At 71.8% G+C, this 26,147-nt stretch carries 27 protein-coding genes; 15 read left to right on the forward strand and 12 right to left on the reverse strand.

What is annotated here, in order from left to right; all coding sequences use genetic code 11:
• Positions 1–142 precede the first annotated feature (142 nt).
• Positions 143–289: a hypothetical protein gene (locus ABZ463_RS10015; RefSeq protein WP_352008702.1), complete on the forward strand. Its 147-nt coding sequence runs from the start codon at positions 143–145 to the stop codon at positions 287–289.
• Positions 290–324: 35 nt separating this feature from the next.
• Positions 325–1,572, forward strand: a complete 1,248-nt coding sequence (locus ABZ463_RS10020; RefSeq protein WP_352008703.1) for a cytochrome P450 — start codon at positions 325–327, stop codon at positions 1,570–1,572.
• Positions 1,573–1,644: 72 nt separating this feature from the next.
• Here ABZ463_RS10020 and ABZ463_RS10025 read toward each other — a convergent pair whose 3' ends face one another.
• Positions 1,645–2,895: an FAD-dependent oxidoreductase gene (locus ABZ463_RS10025; protein WP_352008704.1), complete on the reverse strand. Its 1,251-nt coding sequence runs from the start codon at positions 2,893–2,895 to the stop codon at positions 1,645–1,647.
• A gap of 126 nt (positions 2,896–3,021) precedes the next feature.
• A complete protein-coding gene (locus tag ABZ463_RS10030; protein WP_362775049.1) occupies positions 3,022–4,557 on the reverse strand; it encodes a helix-turn-helix domain-containing protein in 1,536 nt (511 codons plus the stop codon).
• A gap of 123 nt (positions 4,558–4,680) precedes the next feature.
• On the opposite strand from ABZ463_RS10030, the gene ABZ463_RS10035 reads away from it, so the two are divergent.
• Positions 4,681–5,151: an Rrf2 family transcriptional regulator gene (locus ABZ463_RS10035; RefSeq protein ID WP_362775052.1), complete on the forward strand. Its 471-nt coding sequence runs from the start codon at positions 4,681–4,683 to the stop codon at positions 5,149–5,151.
• 112 nt (positions 5,152–5,263) lie between these two features.
• Positions 5,264–6,460, forward strand: a complete 1,197-nt coding sequence (locus ABZ463_RS10040; RefSeq protein ID WP_362775055.1) for a globin domain-containing protein — start codon at positions 5,264–5,266, stop codon at positions 6,458–6,460.
• A gap of 135 nt (positions 6,461–6,595) precedes the next feature.
• Here ABZ463_RS10040 and ABZ463_RS10045 read toward each other — a convergent pair whose 3' ends face one another.
• Together ABZ463_RS10045 and ABZ463_RS10050 are read right to left on the reverse strand one after the other, a co-directional pair.
• Positions 6,596–6,901 carry a hypothetical protein gene (locus ABZ463_RS10045; protein ID WP_352008708.1) on the reverse strand — a complete coding sequence of 102 codons (306 nt, stop codon included), beginning with the start codon at positions 6,899–6,901 and terminating at the stop codon, positions 6,596–6,598.
• A 400-nt stretch (positions 6,902–7,301) separates the two neighbouring features.
• The gene (locus ABZ463_RS10050) at positions 7,302–8,630 is read right to left on the reverse strand and encodes an NAD(P)/FAD-dependent oxidoreductase (RefSeq protein ID WP_362775058.1); all 1,329 of its coding nucleotides are present in this window, start codon (positions 8,628–8,630) and stop codon (positions 7,302–7,304) included.
• 233 nt (positions 8,631–8,863) lie between these two features.
• Here ABZ463_RS10050 and ABZ463_RS10055 point away from each other — a divergent pair, with 233 nt between their 5' ends.
• From ABZ463_RS10055 to ABZ463_RS10075, 5 genes are all read left to right on the forward strand, one after another.
• Positions 8,864–10,114 carry an amidohydrolase family protein gene (locus ABZ463_RS10055; protein WP_362775061.1) on the forward strand — a complete coding sequence of 417 codons (1,251 nt, stop codon included), beginning with the start codon at positions 8,864–8,866 and terminating at the stop codon, positions 10,112–10,114.
• Positions 10,107–10,517 (forward strand): DUF4440 domain-containing protein, encoded by a 411-nt coding sequence (locus ABZ463_RS10060; protein ID WP_352008711.1) that lies wholly within the window; start codon positions 10,107–10,109, stop codon positions 10,515–10,517. Before ABZ463_RS10055 ends, ABZ463_RS10060 begins: the two co-directional genes overlap by 8 nt.
• Before the next feature lie 34 nt (positions 10,518–10,551).
• Entirely contained in the window at positions 10,552–10,881 is a 330-nt protein-coding gene (locus ABZ463_RS10065; RefSeq protein ID WP_352008712.1) for a TIGR04076 family protein, read from the forward strand.
• A gap of 10 nt (positions 10,882–10,891) precedes the next feature.
• Positions 10,892–11,914: an LLM class flavin-dependent oxidoreductase gene (locus tag ABZ463_RS10070; RefSeq protein ID WP_362775065.1), complete on the forward strand. Its 1,023-nt coding sequence runs from the start codon at positions 10,892–10,894 to the stop codon at positions 11,912–11,914.
• 145 nt (positions 11,915–12,059) lie between these two features.
• Positions 12,060–12,950: a tryptophan 2,3-dioxygenase family protein gene (locus ABZ463_RS10075; protein WP_362775068.1), complete on the forward strand. Its 891-nt coding sequence runs from the start codon at positions 12,060–12,062 to the stop codon at positions 12,948–12,950.
• A 4-nt stretch (positions 12,951–12,954) separates the two neighbouring features.
• Here the strand turns inward: ABZ463_RS10075 and ABZ463_RS10080 are convergent, their stop codons facing one another.
• Both ABZ463_RS10080 and ABZ463_RS10085 read right to left on the reverse strand, forming a co-directional pair.
• Entirely contained in the window at positions 12,955–13,569 is a 615-nt protein-coding gene (locus ABZ463_RS10080; protein WP_352008715.1) for a cupin domain-containing protein, read from the reverse strand.
• Positions 13,570–13,641: 72 nt separating this feature from the next.
• Positions 13,642–14,832 carry an acyl-CoA dehydrogenase family protein gene (locus ABZ463_RS10085; RefSeq protein ID WP_362775072.1) on the reverse strand — a complete coding sequence of 397 codons (1,191 nt, stop codon included), beginning with the start codon at positions 14,830–14,832 and terminating at the stop codon, positions 13,642–13,644.
• Positions 14,833–15,245: 413 nt separating this feature from the next.
• Between ABZ463_RS10085 and ABZ463_RS10090 the strand changes: the two genes are divergently transcribed.
• The 3 genes from ABZ463_RS10090 (at position 15,246) to ABZ463_RS10100 (ending at position 17,657) form a co-directional block, all read left to right on the forward strand.
• Positions 15,246–15,863, forward strand: coding sequence for an NADPH-dependent FMN reductase (locus ABZ463_RS10090; protein WP_352008717.1), 618 nt, complete (start codon positions 15,246–15,248; stop codon positions 15,861–15,863).
• A gap of 119 nt (positions 15,864–15,982) precedes the next feature.
• On the forward strand, positions 15,983–16,681 hold the full coding sequence (locus ABZ463_RS10095) for a TetR/AcrR family transcriptional regulator (RefSeq protein WP_352008718.1): 699 nt from the start codon (positions 15,983–15,985) through the stop codon (positions 16,679–16,681).
• Between the two features lie 259 nt (positions 16,682–16,940).
• Positions 16,941–17,657 (forward strand): maleylpyruvate isomerase family mycothiol-dependent enzyme, encoded by a 717-nt coding sequence (locus ABZ463_RS10100; protein ID WP_362775077.1) that lies wholly within the window; start codon positions 16,941–16,943, stop codon positions 17,655–17,657.
• A gap of 40 nt (positions 17,658–17,697) precedes the next feature.
• Here ABZ463_RS10100 and ABZ463_RS10105 read toward each other — a convergent pair whose 3' ends face one another.
• The 3 genes from ABZ463_RS10105 to ABZ463_RS10115 are packed head-to-tail and all read right to left on the reverse strand — an operon-like array spanning position 17,698 to position 20,191.
• Positions 17,698–18,141 carry a dCMP deaminase gene (locus ABZ463_RS10105; protein ID WP_352008720.1) on the reverse strand — a complete coding sequence of 148 codons (444 nt, stop codon included), beginning with the start codon at positions 18,139–18,141 and terminating at the stop codon, positions 17,698–17,700.
• A 56-nt stretch (positions 18,142–18,197) separates the two neighbouring features.
• Positions 18,198–18,878, reverse strand: coding sequence for a response regulator transcription factor (locus ABZ463_RS10110; RefSeq protein ID WP_352008721.1), 681 nt, complete (start codon positions 18,876–18,878; stop codon positions 18,198–18,200).
• Complete coding sequence (locus ABZ463_RS10115) at positions 18,851–20,191, reverse strand: sensor domain-containing protein (protein WP_362775082.1); 1,341 nt, start codon at positions 20,189–20,191, stop codon at positions 18,851–18,853. The genes ABZ463_RS10110 and ABZ463_RS10115 overlap by 28 nt, the downstream gene beginning before the upstream one ends.
• Before the next feature lie 185 nt (positions 20,192–20,376).
• Here ABZ463_RS10115 and ABZ463_RS10120 point away from each other — a divergent pair, with 185 nt between their 5' ends.
• Together ABZ463_RS10120 and ABZ463_RS10125 are read left to right on the forward strand one after the other, a co-directional pair.
• Positions 20,377–21,249, forward strand: a complete 873-nt coding sequence (locus ABZ463_RS10120) for a CPBP family intramembrane glutamic endopeptidase (RefSeq protein WP_352008723.1) — start codon at positions 20,377–20,379, stop codon at positions 21,247–21,249.
• Positions 21,250–21,377: 128 nt separating this feature from the next.
• Positions 21,378–21,764: a hypothetical protein gene (locus ABZ463_RS10125; protein ID WP_352008724.1), complete on the forward strand. Its 387-nt coding sequence runs from the start codon at positions 21,378–21,380 to the stop codon at positions 21,762–21,764.
• 19 nt (positions 21,765–21,783) lie between these two features.
• Here the strand turns inward: ABZ463_RS10125 and ABZ463_RS10130 are convergent, their stop codons facing one another.
• The gene (locus ABZ463_RS10130; protein ID WP_352008725.1) at positions 21,784–22,161 is read right to left on the reverse strand and encodes a hypothetical protein; all 378 of its coding nucleotides are present in this window, start codon (positions 22,159–22,161) and stop codon (positions 21,784–21,786) included.
• A gap of 312 nt (positions 22,162–22,473) precedes the next feature.
• On the opposite strand from ABZ463_RS10130, the gene ABZ463_RS10135 reads away from it, so the two are divergent.
• On the forward strand, positions 22,474–23,139 hold the full coding sequence (locus ABZ463_RS10135; protein ID WP_352008726.1) for an AIM24 family protein: 666 nt from the start codon (positions 22,474–22,476) through the stop codon (positions 23,137–23,139).
• Positions 23,140–23,166: 27 nt separating this feature from the next.
• Here the strand turns inward: ABZ463_RS10135 and ABZ463_RS10140 are convergent, their stop codons facing one another.
• Positions 23,167–24,606, reverse strand: a complete 1,440-nt coding sequence (locus ABZ463_RS10140) for a hypothetical protein (RefSeq protein ID WP_362775088.1) — start codon at positions 24,604–24,606, stop codon at positions 23,167–23,169.
• A gap of 202 nt (positions 24,607–24,808) precedes the next feature.
• A complete protein-coding gene (locus ABZ463_RS10145) occupies positions 24,809–25,768 on the reverse strand; it encodes a LysR family transcriptional regulator (protein WP_352008728.1) in 960 nt (319 codons plus the stop codon).
• Positions 25,769–26,147: the final 379 nt, after the last annotated feature.

Here is a 26,147-nt window from a genome sequence, read left to right on the forward strand (position 1 = left end):
GTTCGGACCCATACGATCCATCCTGAGCTGCGAAAAGTCCGCTCAGAGGTGGTTTTTTCCTGGCCTTTGCGTCCTTTTCGGGACTGACGTCGAACGTATGGTTCGAGGCCAAATGAGGCGAGTCGAGGGAGACACCGTGAGCATGGATTCCGTGGAAGGCGCCGCCGGCCATCCGGGGGAGCGGGACGCCGCCGTCCTCAACAGCTTCCCGACCGGCGCCGAGCTCGACAGCTACCTGCTCGGCGCGGGTCCCTACTACCTGCTCGAAACCGACCCCGTCCAGGAGTGACGGGACGTCATCCGAACACCATCCGGAGGAGATCCATGCGCCTCGACGAGGTCGACCTGGCGGACAACGACAAGTTCCTGGACGGCGACACCCCCTGGCGCATGTTCGACGTGCTCAGGGCCGAGGCGCCGGTGCACTGGCAGGACGAGGGCGAGTACGGCAGCGGCTTCTGGTCGGTGACCCGGCACGCCGACATCGTGGCCGTCGACCGCGACGCCGAGACCTTCACCTCGACGAAGTTCACCAACCTCGAAGAGGTGGACGAGCGCCAGGCGACCATCCGGCGCTCCCTGCTGGAGACCGACGGCCCCCGGCACGGCGTGCTCCGCCGGATCCTGCAGCGCCAGTTCACGCCCCGCGCGATCGCCGGATACGAGGTGTTCCTGCGCGGCCTGACCGCCAGGACCCTGGACGCCGCCCTGGCCAAGGGCACCTTCGACTTCGTGAAGGAGGTCTCGGCGGACTTCCCGATCAACGTGCTCGCCAAGATGCTCGACGTCCCCGAGGACGACACCCAGCAGCTCATCGACTGGGGCAACCGCATCATCGGCAACACCGACCCCGACTACGCCGACGTGCTGCTGCACAGCCAGGAGAGCGAGAAGTACCGCGACCTGCCCTTCCGCAGCCCCGCCTCCCTTGAGGTCTTCGAGTACGGCCGGGAGCTGGCCCGCAAGCGCCGGGGCGGCGACGGCACCGACCTGGTCAGCAAGCTCGTCAACGAGCCGACCGCGGACGGGGTCCCCCTGTCGGAGCGCGACTTCGACAACTACTTCCTGCTGCTGGTGGTCGCGGGCAACGAGACCACCAGGCACGCGATCACGCACTCCATGCGCGCGCTGATCGACAACCCGGGCGAGGCCGAGCGGCTCCGCCGGGACCCGTCGCTGATGCCGGGCGCCGTCGAGGAGTTCCTGCGCTGGGCCTCCCCGGTCTACCACTTCCGCCGTACGGCCACGCGTGAGGTGGAGATGCACGGCAGGCGGATTCGCGAGGGGGACAAGGTCGTCATGTGGTTCGCCTCGGGCAACCGGGACGAGCGGGTCTTCGACGACCCCTACCGGTTCGACGTCACCCGCGCCGACAACGACCACATCACCTTCGGCAAGGGCAGCCCGCACTTCTGCCTGGGCAACGCGCTCGCCAGGCTGGAGATGCGGGTCATGTTCGAGGAACTGCTGCCCCGGATCTCCGACATCAGGCCGGCCGGCGAGTCGCGCCGCGTCCGCTCGAACTTCGTCAACGGCATCAAGACCCTGCCGGTCACGGTCACCCTGGCCTGACGACCACTCCGTGAGGCCCGGATCCACCGGGCCTCACGGAGGGGGTCCTGCAGCGGACCCTTCAGCGGACCTTCAGCGGACAGGGTCGAAGTCCCGCAGGGCGGCGGGCTGCCTGCCCGTGACGATCTGCTCGGCGAGCAGGCGCCCGGTGACCGGGCCGTGGGTGAGCCCCCACATGCCGTGCCCGCCCGCGACGAACCTGCCGGGCGCGTTCGTCGCCCCGACGAGGGGACGGCCGTCGGGGGTGACGGGACGCGGGCCGACCCACGCGTCGGTGAGCCCGTCCCACGAGACGCCGGACAGCAGCGGCTTGGCCGAGGCGATGATCGCGTCGATGCGTGCCCGGTCGAGCGGGGCGTCCGCGTCACGGAACTCCATCGTCCCCGCGACCCGCAGCTTGTCCTGGTACGGCGTGCACGCCACCCGGACGGCGGGCAGGTAGACCGGCCCGGGGACGGGCTTGTCGGTGGGGACGGTGAAGGAGTAGCCGCGTCCCGCGCGCACCGGGACCCGGACCCCCCAGGCGGCGCCGAGATCGTTCAGCCAGGCGCCGGTCGCCAGGACAACGGCGTCCGCGACGACCGTCTCCCCGGCCCCCGACCGTACGGCCAGGCCGCCCGCCTCCTCGTGCACCCCGGTCACCCGGAAGCCGGAGCGGATGACGGCGCCCTTGGCGACGACCGACTCGGCCAGCGAGTGGGTGAACCGTCCCGGGTCGACGTAACGCTGGTCGTCGAGCCGGATGCCCGCCCGCACCTTGGAGGACAGCTGCGGCATCTGCTCGCGCAGGGCGTCGCCGTCGAGCGCGGTGTAGTCGATCTTCAGGCCGGAGCCGTCGATACGCCTGAGCTCGTGCAGCAGGCCGGTGGCCTGCCGTACGTTCTCGAAGGCCGCGGTGATGGGGGCCTTGATGGTCGGGGCCTCGACACCGTTGGAGGTCAGGGTGTCGAACGCCGCGAGGCACTCCTCGTTGAAGGCGAGGTTGGCGCGAACGGCGCGGTTCCACGACCTCCAGGTGCAGTTCGCCGCGAACCGGGTGAGGAAGGTCCACAGCCTGACGTCGGGGGTGGCGGGCACGTGCAGCGGCGCGCCGGGGTCGAGCAGGGAGCGCAGGCCGTACTTCAGGACGCCGGGCTCGTTCAACGGGATCGCCAGGCCGGGGGAGAGCCAGCCCGCGTTGCCCCACGAGGCGCCCGCCGCGACGCCGTCGCGGTCGACCACGGTGACCTCGACCCCGTGCTCCCGCAGGAACCACGCGGTGGACAGGCCCACCACACCGGCACCGATCACCACGACCGAGCGCGGCCCACCGTCGACACCCATGACCACTTCTTTCGCTTCTTGAGGGGTTCCTACCATTCGAGCATCGTCGGAACAGAGGGGAAATGAACTGTATGCCGCGGACAAGTGGATCGGGGAGGTTTGACGGACAACGACAAAGACCGAAGATCAGGGGCGGCCGACGGCCAGGGCGATGATCATCGCCAGCCGCTTCTCCGGCACGTCGAGCCGCAGATCGGTGATCTCGGCCATCCTCCTGAGCCGGTATCTCACGGTGTTCGGGTGCACGCCGAGACGTTCGGCGGCGGCGGCCAGGTCCCCCTGCGCCTCAAGCCAGGCGCGCAGCGTCGCGATGTGGCGGGTGCCGTGCTCGGCGTCGTGCCTGGTCAGGTCGGCGACGGGGCCCCGGGAGGGGACGCGCCCCGCAGAGGCCGCGGCCCGTAGCCGCTGCAGCAGGATCTCATCCCACGACTCGTCGTAGACGACCGCGACGCCGCCGCCGGGCCGGGCCGCCCGCAGGGCGAGGCTCTCGTCGGCCTCCTGCCTGCAGGAGGGCAGCTGCGCCGGGTCCGCGGTGCCGCCGACGCCCGCGAGCACGGTGACCTGCCGGGGCAGCACCCGCACCATCGCGGCCAGCCAGTCCAGGGCGGGGGTCACGTCGTTGCCGCAGGGCAGCAGCGTGTACAGGGTGTTGCCGAACAGCGTGCTGCGCCCGGGCCGTGACCAGCCGAAACCGGTGGTGGCCCGCTCGAACGCCAGCAGCACCGCGGCGTGCCGCTCCTCGGCGATGTGCGCCTGGAGCGCGATCACCCGGAACCGTCCCCTCGGCAGGCCGAGCCTGGTGATCACCGCGTGGGCGTCGGCCGTACCCTCCAGCAGGCGGATGACCAGGTCGGACTCTACCTGGCGCTCCAGGTCGGCGCTGACCCGGGAGCGCAGCAGGTGCAGCGCCACCGCCCGGGCCCCGTCACCGAGGACCGTCCTGTGCCGTTCCGGCAGGGGCCGTTCACACTCGACCCAGATCGACCCCAGCAGCTCACGCCCCGCCCGCACGGCGACCACCATGCGGCCCCTGAGGCCGTGCTCGGGGGAGGGGCCGACGAACAGGGGCTCGTCGGAGGTCGCCAGGTGCGCGAAGACCCCCTTGCCCTCGAACAGCCGTCGTACGGCATCCGGCACCCGCCTGCCCAGGATGGTCTCAAGCCGGGCCGGGTCCGCGGTCTGCTGCGAGCCCGAGTAGGCCAGGACACGGGACATCTGGTCCTCGATCGTCACCGCGGAGCCGACCTCGTCGGCGAGGGTGTCGGCGAAGGCGAACAGGTCGGTTGGCCCCCGCCCGGCGTCGGTCTCGCGCCCTTCGAGCACCAGGCCGTAGACCACCCCGGACAGCTGGCTCCAGGAGACCTCGGGCTCGACCAGCAGCACGGCGATGCCGGCGCCCACGGCCTCGGCGAGCACGGCCTCGTCGAGCGGCGGGCTCACCCGCACCAGCATGGCGACGGCGCGCGCCGCCCGCGCCAGGCGGACCGCCTCGGCCGCCGAGCCCACGCCGACGGCCAGGAACACCTCACCCGTCGCGGGACGGGCGTCGGTCGGGTCGTGCACGACCACACTGCGCAGCTCGACGTCCCGGGAGGCCGGGGCGCAGCACAGCCGGGCGCCGTACCCGCCGAGCACGTTGACCAGCCGGTCCAGCCTCAGCATCCGGTGCGTCCGGGAATGCGGCCTCTGGTGCGTTCCACACCCCGATTCTCCCCCGTCCCCGCCGTTCCCCGGTCGTGTCCGGGGAACGGGTCCGCAGGCCTCCCGAAGGCCTACGGTGAGGACATGCGCCTGACCGCCTTCACCGACATATCACTTCGTATCGTGATGCGGTTGGCCGTGGCACGGGAAGAGGACCTGCTCACCACCCGTACGGTCGCGCTGGGGCTGGCGGTGCCGTACTCACACGCGGCGAAGGCGGTGGCGCGCCTGGTCGAGCTCGGCCTGGTCGAGACCAGGCGGGGACGCGGAGGCGGGCTCCGGCTCACCGGCGCTGGCCGGGACGCCTCGATCGGCGGCATCGCCCGCGCGCTGGAGAGCGGGGGAGACCTGGCCGGATGCGAGGACGACCCGCCGTGCCCGCTGCGGGCGGCGTGCAGGCTCCGTACGGCGCTGGCCGAGGCCAGGGAGGCGTTCTTCGCCTCGCTCGACCGGATCACCGTCGAGTCCCTGGTGGCCTCCCCGACCGGCCCCGCGCTCGTCCTGCTCGGACGGGGTTCGGGGCAGGAAGGGCGGGAGGGGGACCTTCGTCCCTAGAGGAGATGGCTTTCGGCCCCAGTGGCCGGTGGAGATCACGGGCTTTAATTTGCATGTCAGATGAATATTTAACTTCCTCCCGTTCTCTCCCATCCCCTCCCCTGGAGGCCACGTGCTTTCCCCGGAGTCCGCCGAGACCGTCCGCGCCACGCTTCCCGTCATCGGAGCCTCGCTCGACGCGATCACCACGCGGTTCTACGCCACGATGTTCGCCGACCGTCCCGAGTTGCTCGACGACCTGTTCAACCGCGGCAACCAGGCCAGCGGTGAGCAGCGAAGGGCACTGGCCGGGTCCATCGCCTCCTTCGCGACCGCGCTGCTCGACCACCCCGACGAGCGCCCCGACCGGCTGCTCGCCAGGATCGCGCACAAGCACGCCGCGGTCGGGGTGACCCAGGACCAGTACGTCATCGTGCACAAATACCTCTTCGGGGCGATCGCCGACGTGCTCGGCGACGCGGTGACCCCCGAGGTCGCGCAGGCGTGGGACGAGGTCTACTGGTTGATGGCGGGCGCGTTGATCGCCATGGAGGCCCGCCTGTACGCCGAGGCCGGAGCCGGCGAGGGGGAGAGGACCTGGCGGCGCTGGAGCGTCGTCGAACGCCGCGAGGAGACACCCGACGTGGCCTCCTTCCTGCTGAGGCCGCTCGACGGGGAACCGGTGCCGCCCGCGCGGCCGGGACAGTACGTCAGCGTCCGGGTGCTGATGCCGGACGGCGTCCATCAGCTCCGTCAGTACACCCTGTCCGGTGGGCGGGACGGCCTGCGGCGGATCACGGTCAAGCGGGTGCGCGGTGACGGCTCGCCCGCGGGCGAGGTGTCCGGTCTGCTGCACGAGACGGTGCGAGCCGGTGACGAGCTGACGCTGTCCGCGCCGTTCGGGGAGGTCACGCTTGAGGACGGCGACCGCCCGCTCGTGCTCGCCTCGGCGGGCATCGGGTGCACCCCGATCGCCGCGATGCTGGGGCACCTGGCCGAGACCGGTTCCGAGCGTCAGGTCATGCTGCTGCACGCCGACCGCTCCCCGGCCGACCACGCGCTGCGCGAGGAGACGGCCGAGCACCTCGGGTCGCTGTCCCGCGCCGAGAGCCTCCTGTGGTACGAGGACGGGGCACCGGAGGGGGCCAGGACCGGGCTGATGGACCTGGCCGGAGTCGAGGTGCCCGAGGGCGCGGTCGCCTACCTGTGCGGGCCGCTGCCCTTCATGCGCCGGGCGCGTACCCAGCTCATCCACGCCGGGGTGGCGGCGCGTGACGTCCACTACGAGGTCTTCGGTCCCGACCTCTGGCTGGCGGACGAGGACGCCTAGGACGACAGAACGGCCACCCGGTGGCCGTCCGGCGGGTGCCGGGCGGCCGCGGGTGGCCGTCCCTTTCTCTATGTGGTGTCCCGGCTGGCGGGATCGTGATGGTCCAGGGGGTGCGTCAGCCGTGTGGACAGCGGGTCAGCGCTTCTCGGTCCTAAGGGAGACGATGGTCCCCGGCGGGAGGTAGGCCGTCGAGGTGGCGCCCGCGGAGACCCACGGCCCCACGCTGTAGACGTAACCGACGGAGGGGTTGGCGTGCAGGATGGTGACGCCGACCCGGTGCTGACCGGTGCCCGAGGCGCAGTAGCTGGAGGCGTAGGACCCCGAGGTGGAGACGTTGCAGCTCTCGGGGGCCGCGCTGGCGCCGGAGGCCCCGCCGATCAGGAGCGCGCCGGTGAGCAGGGTCGCCGCGGACAGGGACAGTGCCCGGATACGGGGTTTCAAGAGCGTTTCCTCCGGGGGGTGGAGAGGTGGGGGGGTGATTCGCGGGTACGGCGGAGCCGCCCGCGTGGCGGCCGGAGCGTGTGCTCCGGTGTCCGCTCTCCTGGGGTGGCGCACACCAGAAGAGCGGAGGCTGGAGGGTCAGCGCGCGGGCGCGCCGACGAAGACGGCCGTGCTGGAGTTCGTGGTGGAGGAGATCCGCCCGGCGGGCTTCAGGGGAGCGATCGCCCATGTTCTGGCTTTCACGTCTTCTTCCTCCGCGGGGGGACTTGGAGTGTCGGAAGCGCCGATCGGGCCTTTCCTTTAGGAAAGTTTCCTAAATAGGAAGATACTTGCCTGGGAAGATGAGTCAAGGGCCGACGGCACAGTAGTTTCGGCCGACCGTGAATCCCCCCGGAACCGGCTATCGGACGTGTTCCCTCGGCCGCTGCCCGGAGAGCGTGGGAAGCGGTGAGGCGGAGTCCAGCGGGACCTGCTGCCCGCGTACCAGGTCGAGCTGGACGGTCTGGCGCGGCAGCAGCGCGTCCAGCAGCCAGTCGCCCGCGATGCGCGTCCTGCCCCCGGGGATCGCCAGCAGGTGATACCCCCTGGCGACCACCTTTGCGGGCAGCCCGGAAAGGGGCACCCCCAGTGGGTCGGCGGCGGCCTTGACCCCGCCGAGATCGACGACGAACCCGAGGTCGTGGTGCCGGTACGGCTCCCGCTCCGCCCTGCCGTAGGAGGCGGCCAGGTTGAGCGCGGCCCGCGCGCCCTGCCGTACGGCGTGCTGGGCGGTCATCGCGGTGTACTCGCCCGGCCTGGTCAGATCGGGTACGGCCGCCGCGTCCCCGCAGGCGAGGATCTCGGGATGGCCGGGGACGCCGAGATACTCGTCGACCAGCAGCCTGCCCCGCTCCGTCGGCAGCCCGAGCGACTCGACCAGCGGGTCCGGCCGTACGCCGACGCACCAGATCAGCGAGCGGGTCGGCACGAACTCCCCGTCGGAGAGCCTGACCCCGTCCGAGGTCGCCTCGGCCACGCTGGTGCCGGTGCGGATCTCGACGCCGCGTTCGGCCAGGGTGCGGTGGGCGACCCGGGAGAGCCGCTCGTCCAGGTCGGGCAGGATGCGCGGGGCGAGGTCGGCCAGAATCCAGCGGACCGGCTGTTCGCGCAGCCCGGGGCGGCGCCGCCAGGTGTCCAGCGCCAGCAGCTGCCCCTGGGCGGTGACCTCGGTCCCGGTGTATCCGGCGCCGACGACGACGAACGTGCACCGCGCCCGGCGCTCCTCCCGGTCGTCGGAGGCGTCGGCGAGCTCGATCTGCCGGATGAGATGGTCACGCAGGTAGAGGGCCTCGGCGAGGCTGCGGAAACCGTGGGCGTGCTCGGCCACCCCGGGAACGGGCAGCAGCTTGTTGACGCTGCCGACCGATAGCACCAGGCGGTCGTAGCCGATCTCACGGCTTCGCCCCTCGGGGTCGACGCACCGCACCCGCCTGCCCGCCACGTCGATCGCCTCGACCGAGGCGAGCAGGTGCCGTACCCCGGGGCAGACGCTCGTCAGGGGAATCGCGATCTTGCGTGGGTCGAGGATCCCGGCCGCGACCTCCGGCAGCAGCGGGAGATAGAGGAAGTAGTCGGTCGGGTTGATCAGGACGATCTCGATCGCGCCGCGCGCCATCCGGGAGAGGGTCCGGGCCGCGCTGAAGCCCGCGAAGCCCCCTCCCACCACGACGATCCGTTGCCGCTTGCCCATGTCCGGCCTCCTCCGGTGGTGAATCCCGCCCTATCGGCCCTGCCCGCCACACGCGGCGTCAAGCGTCGGAGGGGCGTAACGCCCGTGTGAAAAACGGTGAACGTCGTCCGGCAAGGCTCACCTCGGATCGGGCTTTACCCGTGAACGACATGCCATCCCTTGTTCATGAAACTTATGCCTGATAGAACGGACGGGCCGTGGCCAGGAAGGCCCGGCGACGGAAAGGACGGCCGATGGGCGACCTCGTCATCGTCAACTGCACCGTGGTCGACAGCAGGGCGGACGGCACGACCGCCGAGGGCGCGCGAGTGCTCACCGACGCGGCCGTGCTGGTCAGGGGAGAGCGCATCGTGCTCACCGGCCCCCGGGAGGAGGTCCTGCCCCACGCCGAGGGGGCGAGGGTGATCGACCTGGACGGCGCCCACCTCACGCCGGGCCTGGTCAACATGCACACCCACTTCTCGCTGTCGCTGCCCGGCGGCGCCGGGGAGGGCGTCAAGAACCTCAACCCCCACGAACTGGCCCTGCACATGGCCGACGGGGCCCGGCGCACCCTGCGCTGCGGCGTCACCACCGTGCGGTGCGTGGCGGAGAAGGACCACGCCGACTTCGCCCTGCGCCGCGCCATCGAGGCGGGCACCGCGACGGGACCGCGCATCTTCACCGCGGGGCAGGCGTTGGTCTGCACCGGCGGACACGGCCACGAGGGCTCGGACACCCTGGAGTGCGACGGCGCCGACGGGTTCAGGCGTGGCGTCCGCACGCAGCTCAGGGCGGGCGCCGACCTGATCAAGGTGATGATCTCCGGCGGGATCGCCGGGGAGCACGAGCGCATCGACACCCCGCAGCTGTTCTCCGACGAGATGGCCGCGGTGCTCGCCACCGCCCACGCCTGGGGGCGCAAGGTCACCGCGCACGCCGGCCCCGCCCCGGTGATCGCCGAGGCCGTGGAACTCGGCCTCGACTGCGTCGAACACGGCTACCAGCTCACTCCGGAGGTCGCGGCGGCGATGGCGGCGCGCGGCACCGCCCTGGTGCCGACCCTCATCGTCACCAGGTGCAAGGAGTTCTTCGACGAACTCGGCGTGCCCGAGTGGATGCAGTGCCGCTCCCTGGGGGCCGGCCCGCGCCACCTGGAGAGCTACGCCATGGCCCTGGAGGCGGGTGTCGAGATGCTGCTGGGCAGCGACATGCCGCCCTTCTGGGACTTCGAGGGCACCAACGCGACGGTGCGGGAGCTTGAGCACATGTCGGAGGGCGGCCTCGGCCCGGCCCGCGCGCTGTACGCGGCCACGCTGGGCCCCGCCCGCTGGCTCGGCGCCGCGCAGGACATCGGCACCGTCGAGGAGGGCCGCTACGCCGACCTCGTCGCCATGGACGCCGACCCGCTGGGCTCGGCGTCGGCCTTCCGCACGATCCGCTGGGTGATGAAGGGAGGCCGGGTCGTCCGCGACGACCGGGCCGGAGAGGCGAACCATGTCTGAGAGCGCGTCCGGGACCGCGAGCGCCGACGTCGAGGCGATCTCGACGGGCATCGACGACATGTACGAGGCGTTCCTGCGGGGTGACCGGGCGCGCTTCGACGCCCACCTGCACGCCGAGGTCACCGTCTGGGAGACCCATCTGCCGGGGCCGCTGCGCACCCGCGCCGAGCTGGATGCATATCGTGAAGAAAGGGACCAATCGGGCGCCCGGCCCGTCCTCGACGGGCTGCGCGCGCAGGACAGACGGATCGACGTGTGGGGGGACACCGGCGTCGCCCGCTACGTGCTCGTCGCCGAACCGCCGGGCGCCCCCGCCGAGTACAGCAGGGTGACCGACGTGCTGCGCCGTACCGGTGACACGTGGCTCATCGTCCACCACCACGCCGAACTGCTCGGACCCTGAGGCCCTGAAAGGAGACGTCACCGTGGAGAACCCCGTGGAGAACACGGAAGACGGCGACATGGAGCTCTACGACCTGCGGGTCGTGGTCGACCGCATCGAGGGCAGGTCCGTCTGCGGGATGGAGGTCGGCGACTGTTTCACCCTGGAGAACAGCGCGCACCTGCGGCTGCCCGACGGAGGGCACTTCTGCGTGTACGCGCTCGCCTCGGTGCTGCCCTTCCTCGCGGCCAAGCAGCGTGACCTCGCCTCGGGGGACTGGCTGGCCCAGGACTCCCTGTTCGCCTGTCCCGACCCCGAGGAACGGCTGGTGATGCGGGTCGAGCGCACCGGCCGCCGCAGGATGAACTCCGCCGACCTGACCTGAAGGAGCCCCCATGACCGTCGCCGAGATCGGCCTCGGCCTGCAGAGCGACAAGAGGGCGGGCGACTACGCCAGGCTCGCCCGCCGCGCGGAGGAGCACGGCTTCGACGTGCTGAGCGTGTTCGGCGACCTGATGTACCAGCCCCCGATCTTCCCGCTGCTTGAGATGGCCGCCGCCACCCGCCGGGTACGGCTCGGCCCGGCCTGCCTCAACCCCTACTCGGCGGCGCCGTACGAGATCGCGGGGCAGGTGGCGGCGCTCGACCTGGCCTCGCACGGCCGGGCCTACCTGGGACTGGCCAGGGGCACCTGGCTCGGTGCCGTCGGCATCGCCCAGCCCAGACCGCTGACCGCGCTCGACGAGGCGGTGAAGGTGGTCCACCTGCTGCTCGCGGGCGACCGGGAGGGGTTCGAGGGGGAGATGTTCCGCCTGGCCCCGGGCACCGCGCTGCGCTACGCCGTGCACAGGCCGCGCCCGCCCCTGCTGCTGGGCGCGTGGGGGCCGAAGGGGGCCGCCCTGGCCGGGCGGATCGCCGACGAGCTGAAGGTCGGCGGCAGCGCCAACCCGGCGATGGTCCCGGTGATGCGCGAGCGGGTCGCGCGCGGCGCGGCGGAGGCGGGGCGCGACCCCGCCGACGTCGGGCTGGTGTTCGGCGCGGTGACCGTCGTCGACCGGGACGGGGCGGCGGCCAGGGCCAGGGCCCGCACCGAGGTCGCCATGTACCTCGCGGTCGTCGCGGACCTCGACCCGACCGCGAACGTCCCCGCCGACCTGCTGGCCCGGGTCAAGGAGCTGGTCGACGCCGGGCGGCACGAGGAGGCCGGGCGGCTGATCCCCGGCGACCTGCTCGACCTGTTCGCCTTCTCCGGCGATCCCGAGCACGTCGCCGCGCAGGCGCAGGCGCTCATCGACGCCGGGGTGCGGCGCGTGGAGTTCGGCACCCCGCACGGCCTCACCGACGACGGCGGCGTCGATCTGCTCGGCGGCGCGGTGCTTCCGCTGCTCGACCGTTCCCCGCGTGTCGTGGCCGGTTGAGCACGAGGGGGTCACGTTCCGTCATGTCGAAACCCGATCCGCCGATAACCTTCGGTGCATAAGGCGAAAGGCGCTAATCACCTCACAGTCCTGATTTCAGGAACGTTCAGCAAGCGTGAACATATAGCTGAACGAAGGAGGCCACATGACGACGAGGCGCACCAGAGGCCCGGGGGCAGGCCGGGTCGGGGTGATGGACAAACGCGGGCGCGCCGACCGGGCGGCGGCCAACGCGGGCGCGCCCACACTGGAGTTCACGGCGCGGACCCCCTACGACGAGTACGTCGGCACCGAGGTCCTGCACGGTCTGCAGCGGACGGTCACCGACGTGCCCGAGGAACTGGCGTTCCTGGTGACCACCCAGGTCATGGAGCTCTACTTCGGCCTGCTGCGCGCGGAGTGGACCCTGGCCAGGGGGCTGCTCGACGAGGACGACGTGACCGGGGCCACCACGGTGATCGTCAGGAGCGTGCGCCACTTCGAGGCGCTCAACGCGGCCTGGACGGCGCTCGGCTGGATGACCCCCGCCCAGTTCAACTCCTTCCGCGACGAGCTTGGCGAGGCCTCCGGATTCCAGTCGGCGATGTACCGGCACCTGGAGTTCCTGCTGGGCAACAAGTCGGAGTCGCTGATCCGCCCACACCGCCGGGACCCGAAGGTCCACCAGGAGCTGCTCGACGCCCTGCGGGCCCCGAGCCTCTACGACAGCACGCTGGCCCTGCTGGCCAGGAGGGGCTTCGACATCCCCGTGCGGCACGACCTCACCGCGGAGTACGTCCCCAGCCCGCTGGTCGAGGCGGCCTGGGTCAGGGTCTACGCCGAGCGGGGGCCGGGCGATGAGCTGTGGGCCCTGGGCGAGGCACTCACCGACCTGTCCGAGCGCTTCTCCGACTGGCGTTACCGTCACCTCATGGCGGTGCGCAGGTCCATGGGGGCCAAGCCGGGCTCGGGCGGTTCGAGCGGGCTGAGCTGGCTTGAGCGCAGCCTGCGCCGGGAGGTCTTCCCCGAGCTGTGGTCGGCCAGGACGGCGATGTAGCGGTTCAGAAGAGCCGGGGGGTGACCACCGAGACCACGGTGGTGACCCGGTCGGTGTCGTTGTACATGCTGTGCGGGACCGCGGACCTCAGGTGCACGCTGTCACCCGGGTACAGGCGGTGCTCGACGCCGTCGACCTCGTAGATCAGCTCGCCCTCCAGCACGAAGGCGAACTCCTCACCCGGGTGGCCGTAGGCGTCCTCGCGCCGCCCGCCGGGGGCGATGCGCACCAGCAGCGGTTCGAGGACGAGGTTCCGGCCACGGGCGGAGAGCATGCGGTAGGTCTGCTGTCCCGAGATGTACTCGGTGGCCCCGGCCTGCGCCCGGGTCAGGGTGAAGTGGCCGGGCGGCTGCGGGGCCTGCGGCTCCTCCTGCCGGGGCTCCTCGCCGAAGAAGTCCCCGACGCTGCGGCCGAGCGCCGCCGCGACGCCGTTCAGGGCGGTCAGGCCGATGGCGGAGATGCCCCGTTCGACCTGGGACAGGAACCCGATCGAGAGACCGGAGGCGGCGGCGAGCCCGCGCAGCGTCAGGCCGCGCTCCTTGCGGAAGCGCCGCATCCTGGCGCCGACGTCGCCGTGGACCCCCGCTCTCGCGTCGCCCTGGTGCTCCGGCACGGCCACCGGCTCTCCTCCTCCGCCTTGTTCGCTCCCGCCAAACATAGTTCACGGAGCACGGCGGTACGGCCCGCGGGCTCAGACCCGCAGCATCGCCGCCATCGGCGGTTCCTTGCCGGTGAGGTACCAGTCGCCGATCCAGACCTCCTTGGCGTCGGTCGGGTCGTGGGTGGCGAAGGTGCGGGCGTTACGCCAGAAACGGTCGAAGCGGTACTTGTTGGCCGTGCTGCGCGCGCCCGTGAGATCGAAGATCTCCTGGGTCACGCTCAGCGCCGCCCGGATGCAGGCGACCTTGACGCCGAACGCCTCCACGAACAGCTCCGTCGGATCCTCGTCGAGGTCGCACCGCTCGATCCTGCGGGCGGTGTCCAGGAGGAAGGCGCGGGCGGCGCGCAGGTCGACCGCGCAACCGCCGATACGGCGGCGGACGAGGACGTCCTCCGTCGCGCTCTCGAACTCGGGGAAGCTCGGACGGTCCAGTTTGCGCACGTAGTCGAGGGCGGCGTCGAACGCGCCGAGACCGGGCCCGAGCATGATCGCCGCGTGCATCAGGAAGACGTAGGACAGGAAGGACGGGGAGGCGCCGTTGCCGTTGAAGTGGTAGCCGTCGGGGACGAACACCTCGTCGTAGACGATGGTCTGGCTGTGGGTGCCCCGCTGGCCCATGGTGTCCCAGTCGTGCTTCATGGTCACGCCCGGCTGGTCGAGGGGGAGCAGCGCGTTGTAGCGGCCCCTCCTTCCCTCAAGGGTGAGGCCGACGGAGGCCCACCCGCCCCCGCCGCTGTTGGTGTTGAACGCCTTCGTGCCGTTGACGACGAGACCGCCCTCGACGCGCCTGGCCGTCACGGGTCCCGGCGCCCCCGCCTCGGAGTTCGAGGCGCAGAACCTGACGCCCTCGTCGCGGATCAGGCGGGCCATCTCCACCTTCGTCGACTCGGGCAGCGTGTTGCCCTCCCGGAAGATCTCGAAGGTCACGAGCGCCTGGACCACGAAGTTCATCCCGGCCGAGGAGTCGCCCGCCATGATGTCCAGGGCGATCCTGAAGAAGTCCTCGGTGTACAGCTCGGGCCTGGCGTCGTTGATCCCGCCGAACCTGTGGGGCAGGCAGAAGGCGAACAGGCCCTCCTCCCAGATCCGCCGCATTGCGAACGTGGTGTCGACGTTGGCCGCGTCCACCTCGGCGGCGCTCTCCGGCAGTTCCTTGCGCAGGAGCGCGGCTCTGCGGGTGAGGTCGGTTATCCGTTGTCTGACGGTGTCCTCACCATTCATAGCGGAAGTCGCCCCGTTTTCCTGAAAAGTCATGACCTCTCCCGTCTTGCGGTCGTGTACCCGACGAGCAGCTGGAACCCGGGCCTTCGACCTGCGCGCACCGCCGCGCCGGGACGTCCGTCAACCGGCCGGGCCGCGCCGCCCGGTGGGGTCCGGACCGGACGTCGAGGCGACCGTCCGCCGGACCTGCCGCGCGAGAGCCGTACCCGCGCTTCGAATTAAGTAAAATCCGTATTCGGATTCTAAGTCAAGGCTTGACCGAAGTGCCCGGCTGTCGGTTGCGCGGTATTGACGGAGCGAGGAGAGCGCCGGATACTCGAAAAAGAATACTGATTCGGATTGACCGATGTCGTCGGTCCGGGTCCCCGCCCGCACGACCGGCCGAACCCCCTCCCCACAGAGGAGACAGTGGAATGCAGCCCTTCGTCGTCGGACTCGGGGGCACGACACGCGCCTCCTCAAGCAGCGAGAACGCCCTGCGCCTCGCCCTCGACGCCGCGGCCTCCGCCGGGGCCAGGACCGAGCTGTTCGGCGCCGACTACCTGTCCGGCCTGCCGATGTACGACCCGGCGCGCCCACCGGGAGGCCCGGGGAGGCGCCTGGTCGAGGCGCTGCGCTCGGCGGACGGTGTGATCGTCTGCTCTCCCGGCTACCACGGGTCGGTCTCCGGTCTGGTCAAGAACGCCCTCGACTACGCCGAGGACCTCAGGGACGACGCCCGCCCCTACCTGACGGGCCGCGCGGTCGGCTGCGTCACCACCGCGTACGGCTGGCAGGCGGCCGTCACGACGCTGCAGGCACTGCGCACCATCGTGCACGCGCTGCGGGGCTGGCCCACCCCCCTCGGCGCGGCCCTCAACGTCGCCGAGGGTCGTGACGGGCGCGGCTGGAGGCCCGACGAGCGGGTGCTCACCCAGCTGCGCACCGTGGGACTCGAGGTCTGCGGGCGCGGCGTCGTCCCCCCGCCGCGGGGGGTACGCGGCGCACATCAGAACGGATCTTCGGATACTGCTACGGTGGGAACGCGCTGACAACCGGACCGAGGGGCGACGGCACCGCTGACGGCGACACCGTCGGCAGCACCGACGGCAACACTGTCGGCAGCACCGACGGGGCCCCTCGCGCGTCCACGCTGGGCGGAGGGAATGGCATGTCGGGAGGTCCGGCGACCGCCCCCGGGAAGGGCGGCCCCGAGGACCACGCGGGGGGCAGCTGGCTGCCCGGCCTGCACGAGGGTCTGCTTGAGGAGCCCCAGCAGCGCCGCAGCCGCCGCTCCGCCCTGCAGATCCTCGACGCCGCCAGAACGGTGCTGGCGCGCGACGGCGTCGACGGCTTCACGATGGCCGCGGTCTCCGAGGCCTCGGGCATCTCCATCGGCGGGATCTACGGCCGCTTCGACGGCAAGCAGGGCCTGATGCGGGCGGTCGGGGACATGATCCTCACCCGCCTTGAGGACGACCTCACCGAACGGCTGGGGCGGGCCGAGACGACCCTGGCGGACGTGGTGCTCGCGTTCGTCACCTGCCTGTCCGAGGACGTCGCCTCCCAGGCCGTGCACCCCCTCGCCGAGCACTCGACGGACGACGAGCCGCTCAGGGCGCGCAAACTCCGCGCCCGTGAGCGCATGTTCGCCTCCTTCAGGCTGGCGGTGCTGCGCCACGAGGACGAGATCAGGCACGAAGACCCGGAGGCGGCTCTGCTGACGGTCTTCCACATGTGCCTGAGCAGCTTCCTGACCGCCTACGACCTCGGTGGCGGGCCGGGGCTGCCGAAGTCGGCGGCGCACCTGCGCGACGAACTGGCCAGAGCCGGTCTCGCCCACCTCACCTCCCCGGCTCCCCGGTCGTAGACCACGTCATCGGGCCCGCGACCGGAGCGCCGGCGAGCCGGGCCGTGTCACCGCCGAGGACCGGATCGGGGAGCGTCCGGCTGAGGGCGCCGAACCCCACGGGCCCGGCGGCGCGGTCCGGGTCGCGACGGGGTCCCAAGCCCTGGCACGGAACCGGGCACCCGGCCGTGAGTGGCGTGGCCACAGGCATCACCACAGGTGCTGACCTGCGGTGATGCCGCCTGTTGCCCCTCGCGCCGGGCGGGGTATCGCTCATGACATGAGCTCATCACCCAAGGATCCCCTGCCGGATCTCGACCCCTTCGACATCTTCGACACCGAGGCGGCCCGCCTCGACCGGTACTTCTCCGGACTCGACGAGGAGGGCTGGAACCGCCCCTCCCGCGCGGCGGGCTGGTCGGTGCGCGATGTCCTCGGGCACCTGGCGGGGGAGGAGCTGTACAACCACGCCTGCCTCGACGACGACCTCGACGGGTTCTCGGCGATGCTCAGACGCGAGGGGGTCGAGGGCGGGTTCAACGCCTTCAACGACTGGTGCGTGCGCCGCCGCAGGGACCTGCCCGTCGAGGAGGTGCTCCAGGAGTGGCGCGAGGCCAACGGCGAGACCCGCGCGCGCATGCGGGCACTCGGCCGGGAGGCGACGCTGCCGACCCTGGCCGGGCCGTACCCCGTCGGGCTGCAGACCTTCCACTACGACTCCGAGTACGCCACCCACGCCGACGACGTCGGGGTGCCCGTCTCGGAGGAGGAGGCCGACGACCGGGCCTGGTGGCGGGCCAGGGTCGCGGTCTTCGTGCTCGCCGAGCAGGGCTCGCAGGCCCAGGTCGAGCCGACCGCGGAACGGATCTGGGTGTACGCCTACGACACGGCCACCCAGCTGCCCGTACCGATCTTCGTCGAGGCGACCGTCGGCAGGCTCCCCGACGACTACCCGATCGACCGCAAGGTCAGAGCCGCCCTGCGCTGCCTGGCCTGACCCCGCGGCCCCTCCGGCAGGCCGTACGGCTCGCCCGTCCTCAGGACGCCAGGAGGTGCGCGTTCGGCCTGCGCGCGGCCTCGGCCAGCCCCGGGATCTCCAGCACCGTGACGCCCGCCGCGGTGAGTTCCTCGGCGCCGCGGCAGTCGACGAACAGCAGGGGCTCCCGCCAGGCCAGCACGACCCGCCGCACCCCGCTGCCGATGATCAGTGTGCTGCAGGGCACCGGGCGGGAGTGGCGCACGCTGCACGGCTCCAGGCTGCTGTAGACGGTCGCGCCGGGCAGCCGGGGGTCACCGGGGGAGACCCTGGAGAGCGCGACCTCCTCGGCGTGCAGGTGGGGGCCGGTCTCCCGGGAGTGCCCCCTGGCGATCTCCACGCCGTCCGCGCCGACCACCACGGCGCCGACCGAGAAGGCGGTCGAGGAGGGCGGGCAGAGCCCGGCCAGGTCACACGCGAGCCGCAGCCACTCGTGGTCGTCCAACTCTCCCCCTCCGGTGGAACCCGTCCCCGCAACGCTACCGGCCCTGTCCGTGGTGCTCAGGTTCCCGGGTGGTCCTCCTGGCTCCTGAGGTAGGCCAGCACCGCGAGGACCCTGCGGTTGGTCCCCTCGTCCGGCGGGAGCGAGAGCTTGGCGAGGATGTTGCCGACGTGTTTGCCCACGCCCGTCTCCGAGATGGACATCATCCTGGCGATCGCGGTGTTCGAGTGGCCCTCCGCGACGAGCGCCAGGACCTCGCGCTCACGCTCGGACAGTGCCGAGAGCGGGTCGTGGTGGCGGCGCAACAGCCTGCGCACGACGTACGGATCGACCACGGTGCCGCCGTCGGCCACCTGGCGCAGTACGGCGGCGAACTCCTCGACGTCGACGATCCGGTCCTTCAGCAGGTAGCCGATCCCCCTGCCCTCCCCGGAGTCGATGAGCTCGTAGGCGTAACTCTGCTCGACGTACTGGCTGAGCGCGACCACCGCCAGCCCGGGGCGGGCGCGGCGCAGCTCGACGGCGGCGCGCAGCCCCTCGTCGGTGAAGCCGGGAGGCATCCGGATGTCGGTCACCACCAGGTCGGGGGAGTGCTCGGCGACGGCGGCCACGAGCGCCTCGGCGTCGCCGACCCCGGCGACGACCTCGAAGCCGAACCTGGCGAGCAGCCCGGCGAGCCCCTCCCGCAGGAGCACGGCGTCCTCGGCGACGACTACTCGGACGGGTCGTTCTGACCGCAAGGGATCTCCACACGTAGCAGGGTCGGTCCGCCGGGCGGGCTGGACATCAGCATTCTGCCGCCGGCGACGGAGACCCGGTCCGCCAGGCCGGTCAGACCGGTTCCCTCCTGCGGGTCCGCCCCGCCCCGGCCGTCGTCGGAGATCTCGACCACGAGGAGGCCGCCCGGCGCGCTCGCGGTGAGGGCGGCGCGCGTGGCGCCGCTGTGCCTGGCGATGTTGGTCAGCGCCTCCGCCGCCACGAAGTAGGCCGTCCCCTCGACGTGGGCGGGCAGCCGTTCCGGCAGGTCGGCGCGGACGGTCACCGGCACCGGGCAGCGGTCGGCGAGTTCGTCGAAGGCGGCGGCGAGCCCCTGGTCGGACAGCACCCGGGGGTGGATGCCGTGGATGAGCTCCCTCAGCTCCGCCATGAACTGTTTCGCCTGGCCGTGGGCCTGCGCCATGGCCTCGGCGGCGGGGGAGCCGGGCGGGACGTCGAGCCTGGCCATGCCGATCTGCAGGGTGAGGCCGACGAGCCGTTGCTGGGCGCCGTCGTGCAGGTCGCGCTCGATGCGCCGCCGTTCGGCCTCGAAGGCGTCGACCAGCCGTGCGCGGGAGCGCGAGACCTGCACCAGCTGGGCGCGCAGCCGTTCGCCGGGGCCGCCCTGGAGCAGCGCCCGCGCGAGCGCCGCCTGCGCGCCCGCGAGCACCGCGATCGGGTAGGGCAGCAGCGGCAGCAGCACCAGGCCGGCCAACGCGTACGGCAGCGCCTCACCGAGGCCGCCGACCTCGGTGAAGCCCAGGGAGACCGGGTCCATCTCCCCGGCCACCAGGAAGGGGGCGGTCAGGAACGAGACCGTCAGCAGCGCCAGCAGCAGCACGACGGCGTAGACCACGGGCCCGGCCGTGGCGAGCAGGAGGGCGTAACCCAGCTCGCGCCAGGTCGCCGCCTCGGTGTAGCGGGTCCGCAGCCACGGCCACGCCCCCGGCGCGGGCGGCGCGCGGTGCCCGGAGACCAGCGGCGGGGAGCCGACCATGCGTGTGCGCAGCCGTTCGACCCTGGCCAGGGCGGTCGCCACGACCGGCCAGAGGGCCACGAGCCCGGCGCCGAGCAGGATGAGCGCGACGGCGGAGCCGGGGGACAGCGGCCGCCCGCGTGCCTGCCGCAGCAGCACCAGGCCCCACGGCCACGCGAGCGCCCCCAGCGCCAGCACGGCCCCCGCCGTCAGTGGGATCCCGGTCAGCAGGTAGCCCGCGCAGCGCCACGGCCAGCCCGTGGCCAGGAAACGGCGGTCGGTGACCGCCTCAAGCGGGGTTCTCGGTTCTCGGGACGGCACGCGCCCCACGCTAGCCCGCTGGCTCGTCCCGTCCCATCCGTCTGGCGGTAGTTCCCGGGTACGGCCGGCCACCCCCGGATCGGGTGTTCCGGCGTAGTGACCGTGGCCCGGGGCGGGTGATGTGCTGACGCGGCGTCCGGGACGGTCCCGGATGTGAACGGAAACGAGAGAAAGGCGGAACGGCGGTGGCGTGGAAGGACAGGGGCGTGCTCGCCTACCTGCTCATCACCTTCGGGGTCTCCTGGGCGGGGATGTTCGCCGTACGGCTGCTGCTGGGGATGTCCCTGGCAGACCCGCTGGCGCAGTTGTCGATGGCCTTCGTCCCGGCGATCGCGGCGTTCGTCGTACGCCGCTGGGTGACAGGGGAGGGGTTCGGCGACGCGGGCCTGGCGCTCCGGCTGCGAAGTGCCTGGCCCTACTACCTGGCCGCCTGGTTCGGCCCGCCCGCGCTGGTGGTCATGTCCGCCGGGATCGCCGCGGCCACGGGACTGGCCGACCCGAGCCTGGCGTCGTTCGACGACGTGCTTCCCGGCCTGCCGGGGTGGGCCTTCCTGCTGCTGCTGGTCGGCCTGATCCCCCTGCTGTCCCCCCTCTACTGGGGGGAGGAGTTCGGCTGGACCGGCTACCTGCGGCTGCGCCTTTTTCCCGGCCGCCCGGTGCTGGCCTCCGTCGTGACCGGCCTCATCTGGGGCGCCTGGCACTACCCCCTGGCCTTCCTCGGGTACGTCGAGTACGCCGACGTCGTGGCCGGGCTGCTGATCTGGACCGTCTCCTTCCAGTTCCAGGAGATCCTTCTCGGCTGGCTCCGCCAGCGCAGCGGCAGCATCTGGCCGTCGAGCCTGGCGCACGCGGGCAACAACATGGTCCTGTTCCTGCTGGTCGGCATGTTGCTGGGGAAGGAGGGCGCGCGGTTCGGCGGTTCGGCGACCGACCTGATCGTGATGGGCCCGCTCGTCCTGGCCTCGATCCTGGTCGTCGTCGGCGGGCGGGGGAGGCGCTCCCCGAGGAACGCCGTCACCGGGAGCGGCAGGGCCGCAGGAGCCGTCGGGGCCGGCTGACCGGACGGCGGTTCACGGCGGCCCCAGCCGGTGTCTCACGCCCCGGAAGTGTTCTTTGCCATGCGCCCGTTACTGTGGATTGAGAGCTGGTCACAGAGGGATGTCATGACTGGTCACAGGGGGGCGCCATGAAACGCATCATCGCCGTCACGGCTCTTGTCATGGTCACCACGGTCGGGCTCGTCGTCACCGGGACCGGCACCGGGACCGCGGCGCGGGCGCTGCCGAAGGACAACGGCAGGACACCGGTGAGCCGGTCACAGTACGAGACGCTCCTCAACCAGTGCTCCTACGCCGCGACGGCGCGGCGCAGGGCCGAGTGCCGGGACACGGTCAGGCAGGACTACCGGGCGGGCGGCGAGGAGAACCCGGACCTGGACTGCCGTGAGTACTCCGGGGTCTCCGTGTGCGGCAGGCTGCGGCTGAGCCCCGCCGAGCGGGCGTGCGTGCGGGACTCGGTCGCCAAGGGGTTGACCTACCGCCGCGCCGAGGTCGAGTGCTACGCGTTCACCTGACGGGCGGCCGGGGCCCCGGTCAGGGCTTCCACTCCTCCTTCCAGCCGGGACGCAGGCGGTAGCCGTACGCCGTCTCGGTGAGCGCCTCGGTGAGCACCTCGTCGCGGATGGCGGCGACGGCCAGGGCGTGCGCCTCACCCGCGGTGAGGCTCTCGCCCTCGCGGATGCGGCCTTCGAGCCCGTCGAGGACGGCCCGGTTCCTGGTGAACATCTCGACGATCCTGATCTTCGCCTCGCTGTTCGAGCGGATGTGGTCGATGAACCCTCGGCCGCTTCCCGGGCCGAGGGTCCTCTCCCCGAGGGTGGCGACGAGGTCGGTCTCCGCGGCGAGGGCTTCGGCTCCGGCGACCTCGCGCCTGATGGTGTGGAACAGCCAGCCCGCGATCTCGGCGGTCACGTCATCTCCTTGGACATGCGCTGCCCCGGCGGCAGTCGCGATTATTTACGATCATTAATCGCAATTCCGGTCCTGTCGACAGGGGGCGGGTCGCCCACCGTCACGGCAGGACGGGCCCGGCGGGACGGGCCGATGGCCGGTCTTCGCCACCCGCCCGTCCGGACTCGCTCACGAGGCGGTAGCGTAACGACCAGATGTAGTGATTTTTCGGTGATTCGCCTGATGGTTGGGCATTTTGGGCTCGGGGGGAACTCCTCTGTCGTCCCACGCGTCATTCCGGTGTGAATCCCCCGACACCGAGAGGCATCGCCTGTGCGTAGCTCGTTCTTCGGAAACCTCGACCAGGGGCAGGTTCCCGGTCACTTCGCCCTGCAGAACGCCAAGATGCTGCGGGTGCACCTGAACGGGGAGGTTCTGGCCCGGCAGGGGTCGATGGTCGCCTTCCAGGGGCAGATGGACTTCGACTACGAGGGCGGCGGCGTGGGCCGCCTGCTGAAGAAGATGGTCACCGGGGAGGGCGCGCCCCTGATGCGCGTGCGGGGCCAGGGCCTGCTCTTCCTGGCCGACAACGCCGACGACGTCCACCTGTTCTACCTGGAGAACGAGGCGATCACCGTCAACGGCAGGAACCTGCTGGCCTTCGATCCGCAACTCACCTGGGACATCCAGCGGGTGCAGGGCGCGGGCATCGCCACCGGCGGTCTGTTCAACACCACCGTCCAGGGCACCGGGTGGGTGGCCGTGACCGCGCACGGGGCTCCGGTCCTGCTCGACGCCTCCCGTATGCCCACCTACGCCGACAGCCAGTCCGCGGTGTGCTGGAGCACGGGTCTGCGCGTCGGCGTCAACCGCACCTTCAAGGCCTCGGCGCTCATCGGGCGCGGCAGCGGCGAGGCGGTCCAGCTCGCCTTCCAGGGGCAGGGGTTCGTCCTGGTCCAGGCGAGCGAGGGCCCGATCGTCCCGCAGAACGGCGGCTGACACCCCGGCGGGAGATCCCGGCCGGGGTCACCGGGGCGGCGCGGGACGGGCGGCGCGCCGGAAGAAGGCCGCGATCGCGTAGGGGTCGACCGGGTCGGTGAGCAGGGCGAGCATCTCCTCCCGGCGTGCCGGGTCCACCTTGAAGGGATGGCCGAACACGTGCGGCCCGGTCCCGTCGTCCAGCAGCCTGGTCAGCATCAGGTCGCCCGGACGCGCCTGGGAGGGCAGCAGCTCGTCGGCCAGCGTGACCGGCCGCCCGGCCTTGTCCGCCGCGTCGCGCAGGGTGATCCGGTCGTCGTGGACGCCCAGCACCTCCCACAGGCGCAGCGGCGTCCCGCGCCACGAATCGAGCAGCCGGACCTCGTCCTCGCGCAGCCACTCGCCCCGCGCGTCGAGGAACTCGCCGACGACGTCGTTCTCGAACAGCGCCAGGTCGGCCAGGGCGGGCTCGGCGACCCGGACGCTCAACCCGACCAGGTCGTCGATCAGGCGGCGCCTGGCCGGGCGGTCTCCGTAGGCCAGCAGGCCGCGGAACAGGTGCGCGGCCCGCGCGGGCAGCGGATCACCCGGGTCGGTACGGCACGCGGCGTACTCGGCCGCGTCCCGCTCGGCGGGAGCCAGCCCCGGCGACAGCGCCAGCACCTCGGCGATGATCCCGGACGCCTCGAACGAGCGGCCCTCACCCTCGGCCGACCTGGCGGCCAGCAGCAGCGCCGCGGGGTCGGTGCGCGGCAGGGCCTCGACGAGCCGCGCGGGCAGCGGCTCCCGTTCGACCTCGTCGGCGATCCTGGTGAGCACCGCCGCCGAGCGGCCCAGGTAGGTCAGCGCCCGCGACAGGTCGGCGCCCTCCCCGTAGGTGCGCAGCGCGCTGCGCACCAGGGCCAGCCTGACGACGTCGAGCGGGGCGAGGTCGGCGACGGAGTCAGGCTCCCACGGCGCGCCCACGATGCCGACCCGGCCGCCCCGGACCTCCAGCGAGGCGCCGTTCAGCAGCGGGGCGAGCGGCGGCAGCGGATCGGCGAACGTCTCGGGGTCCTTGGCCAGCAGACCGAGGACCGCGACGTCGATCGAGACCCCGGGGCTCGGCTCAAGTCCCTCGGCGAAGGCGCGAAGCGCCTCGAAGGCCCGCTGGGCGAACTCCTCGGTGACCCGGACCGCCCGCTCGGCGGAGAACCCGGCCAGCGTCGTGGTGGACAGCTCGAACCCGCCCCCGCGCAGGCGCAGCGCGACCACCTCCTCCGGCCGCACCGCCGAGAGCCAGCCCTCAGGCCCGGTGAGGTACGGCTCGCCGGCCTCGACCACGGTGCGCACCGTGCCGCCCCCCGCGAGCGGCAGCCCGTCGCCGTCGGCGAGACGGGCCCACAGCCGCAGGTCGTCCACGGCCCGCAGCGTGCCGTCCGTCAGTTCGGCCCTGGTGGCCAGGTGCGTCAGCACCGCGCCCTCGCTCAGCGTAAGAAGCTCACTCACCCGTCCATTGTTCTCGACGTTCCCGATCCGCCGCACCGGGCCCCGGCCGGGGCCGGAACGTCAGGACGCCGCCGTCCCTTCGGAAAGGGGCGGCGGCGTTCGGGGACGGGGGGTCGGGACCCGGCCGTTCTGGCCGGGCGGGTGGTGAACGCGGGGGGTACGGGTTCTCCGCGGGCTCCGCGCCGGATGTCTCATCGTCGCGTCACGGAGAGGTGCCGAAACGCGGGTTGTCGGCGAGCCACGCGGCGTAGCGGACGCTCTGCCGTACCGCGTCGGCGTGGGCCGCCTTGGCGTGCTCGACGATCGAGGCGGCGGCTCGCGCACCCGGGCCTTCCGGATGCCAGCCGAGCAGTTGCCGCCACCGCAGCGGCGCGTCCACGAGCGGTACCAGCGCCACTCCCGGTGTCGGCTGGAAGGTCGCCTGGCACAGCACGACCGCGCGGCCGACCTTGGCCAGGTGCATGCATGTCGCCACGTCCGTCTCGTAGATGGTCTGCGGCGTGAAGCCCGCGCGGGCGCACGCCGTGGCGAAGCAGTCCCCGAAGCAACTGTCACCCGGGGTGACCGCCCAGCTCTCGCCTGCCAGTTCGGCCAGTGTCACCTCCTTCCGATCCACGAGGGGATGGTCCTCGTTGAGCAGGACGAAGACCGGGTCCATGCCCACGGTCAGCCACACCACCGGTCCCTCGACCGGCGGGGCGCTCTCCCCGCAGGCGCCGATGAGCGCGAAGTCGATCCGGCCGAGCATCACCATCGTGGTCAGCTCCCTGGCCGACCACGAGGTGTACGTGCTGACCGGTGTCGACGGCCACGCCCTGGCGAGCCGGTCGACCAGCCCGCCGAGAATGGGACCGTTGGTGGCTCCCAGCCGGTAACGGGGGATGTCACCGGTGGCGTTGGCGAAGCGGACCGCCTCCTCCTGGAGTTCCCTGGCGGCCGGCAACAAGACCATCGCCCTGGACAACACCAGTTCCCCGAGAGGTGTGGGCCGCGCACCGTTGTGGTCGCGTTCGAAAAGAGCTCCCCCGAGCACTCGCTCAATCCGTTTGAGCTGCGCGGTCAGCGCGGGCTGTGCCAGCCCGAGATGGCTGGCAGCTTTGGTGACGCTCCCGGCCTCTGCGACCGCGCGCACGATCCTGAGGTGTCGGAGCTCGAGATCCATACCGGGAAGGTAAGGCTAAGACGTTATGGCCGCAATGCAAACCGTGTCACGAAATCTGACTCAATTTCGTGAAAGCGCTCCAATGAGAAGGGAACAAGGAATGCCGAGAGGTGCGGCGCAGGCGGGACGGGGCAGGTGGAGGCCCGTGACAACGGGAGCCGATCCACGCGGTCCCACCGGGGAAGACCTGCTCCGAGAGCCCTGTCATCCGCACGTTACTCGCAATGGGACGTTTATGCACGCATCGGGCGAAGTGTCGATAGATCACACCAGAGAAACACGAACATGAATATCTCCGTCGCCATACGGGCCGGGGCGTAGGCCGTACACGACGCCGCGGGTCCCGGCCAGGGCTCCTGGAAGGCCCGCAGGGGGCCCA

The organism is Streptosporangium sp. NPDC020145 (genome assembly GCF_040631275.1).
Lineage (GTDB): Bacteria > Actinomycetota > Actinomycetes > Streptosporangiales > Streptosporangiaceae > Streptosporangium.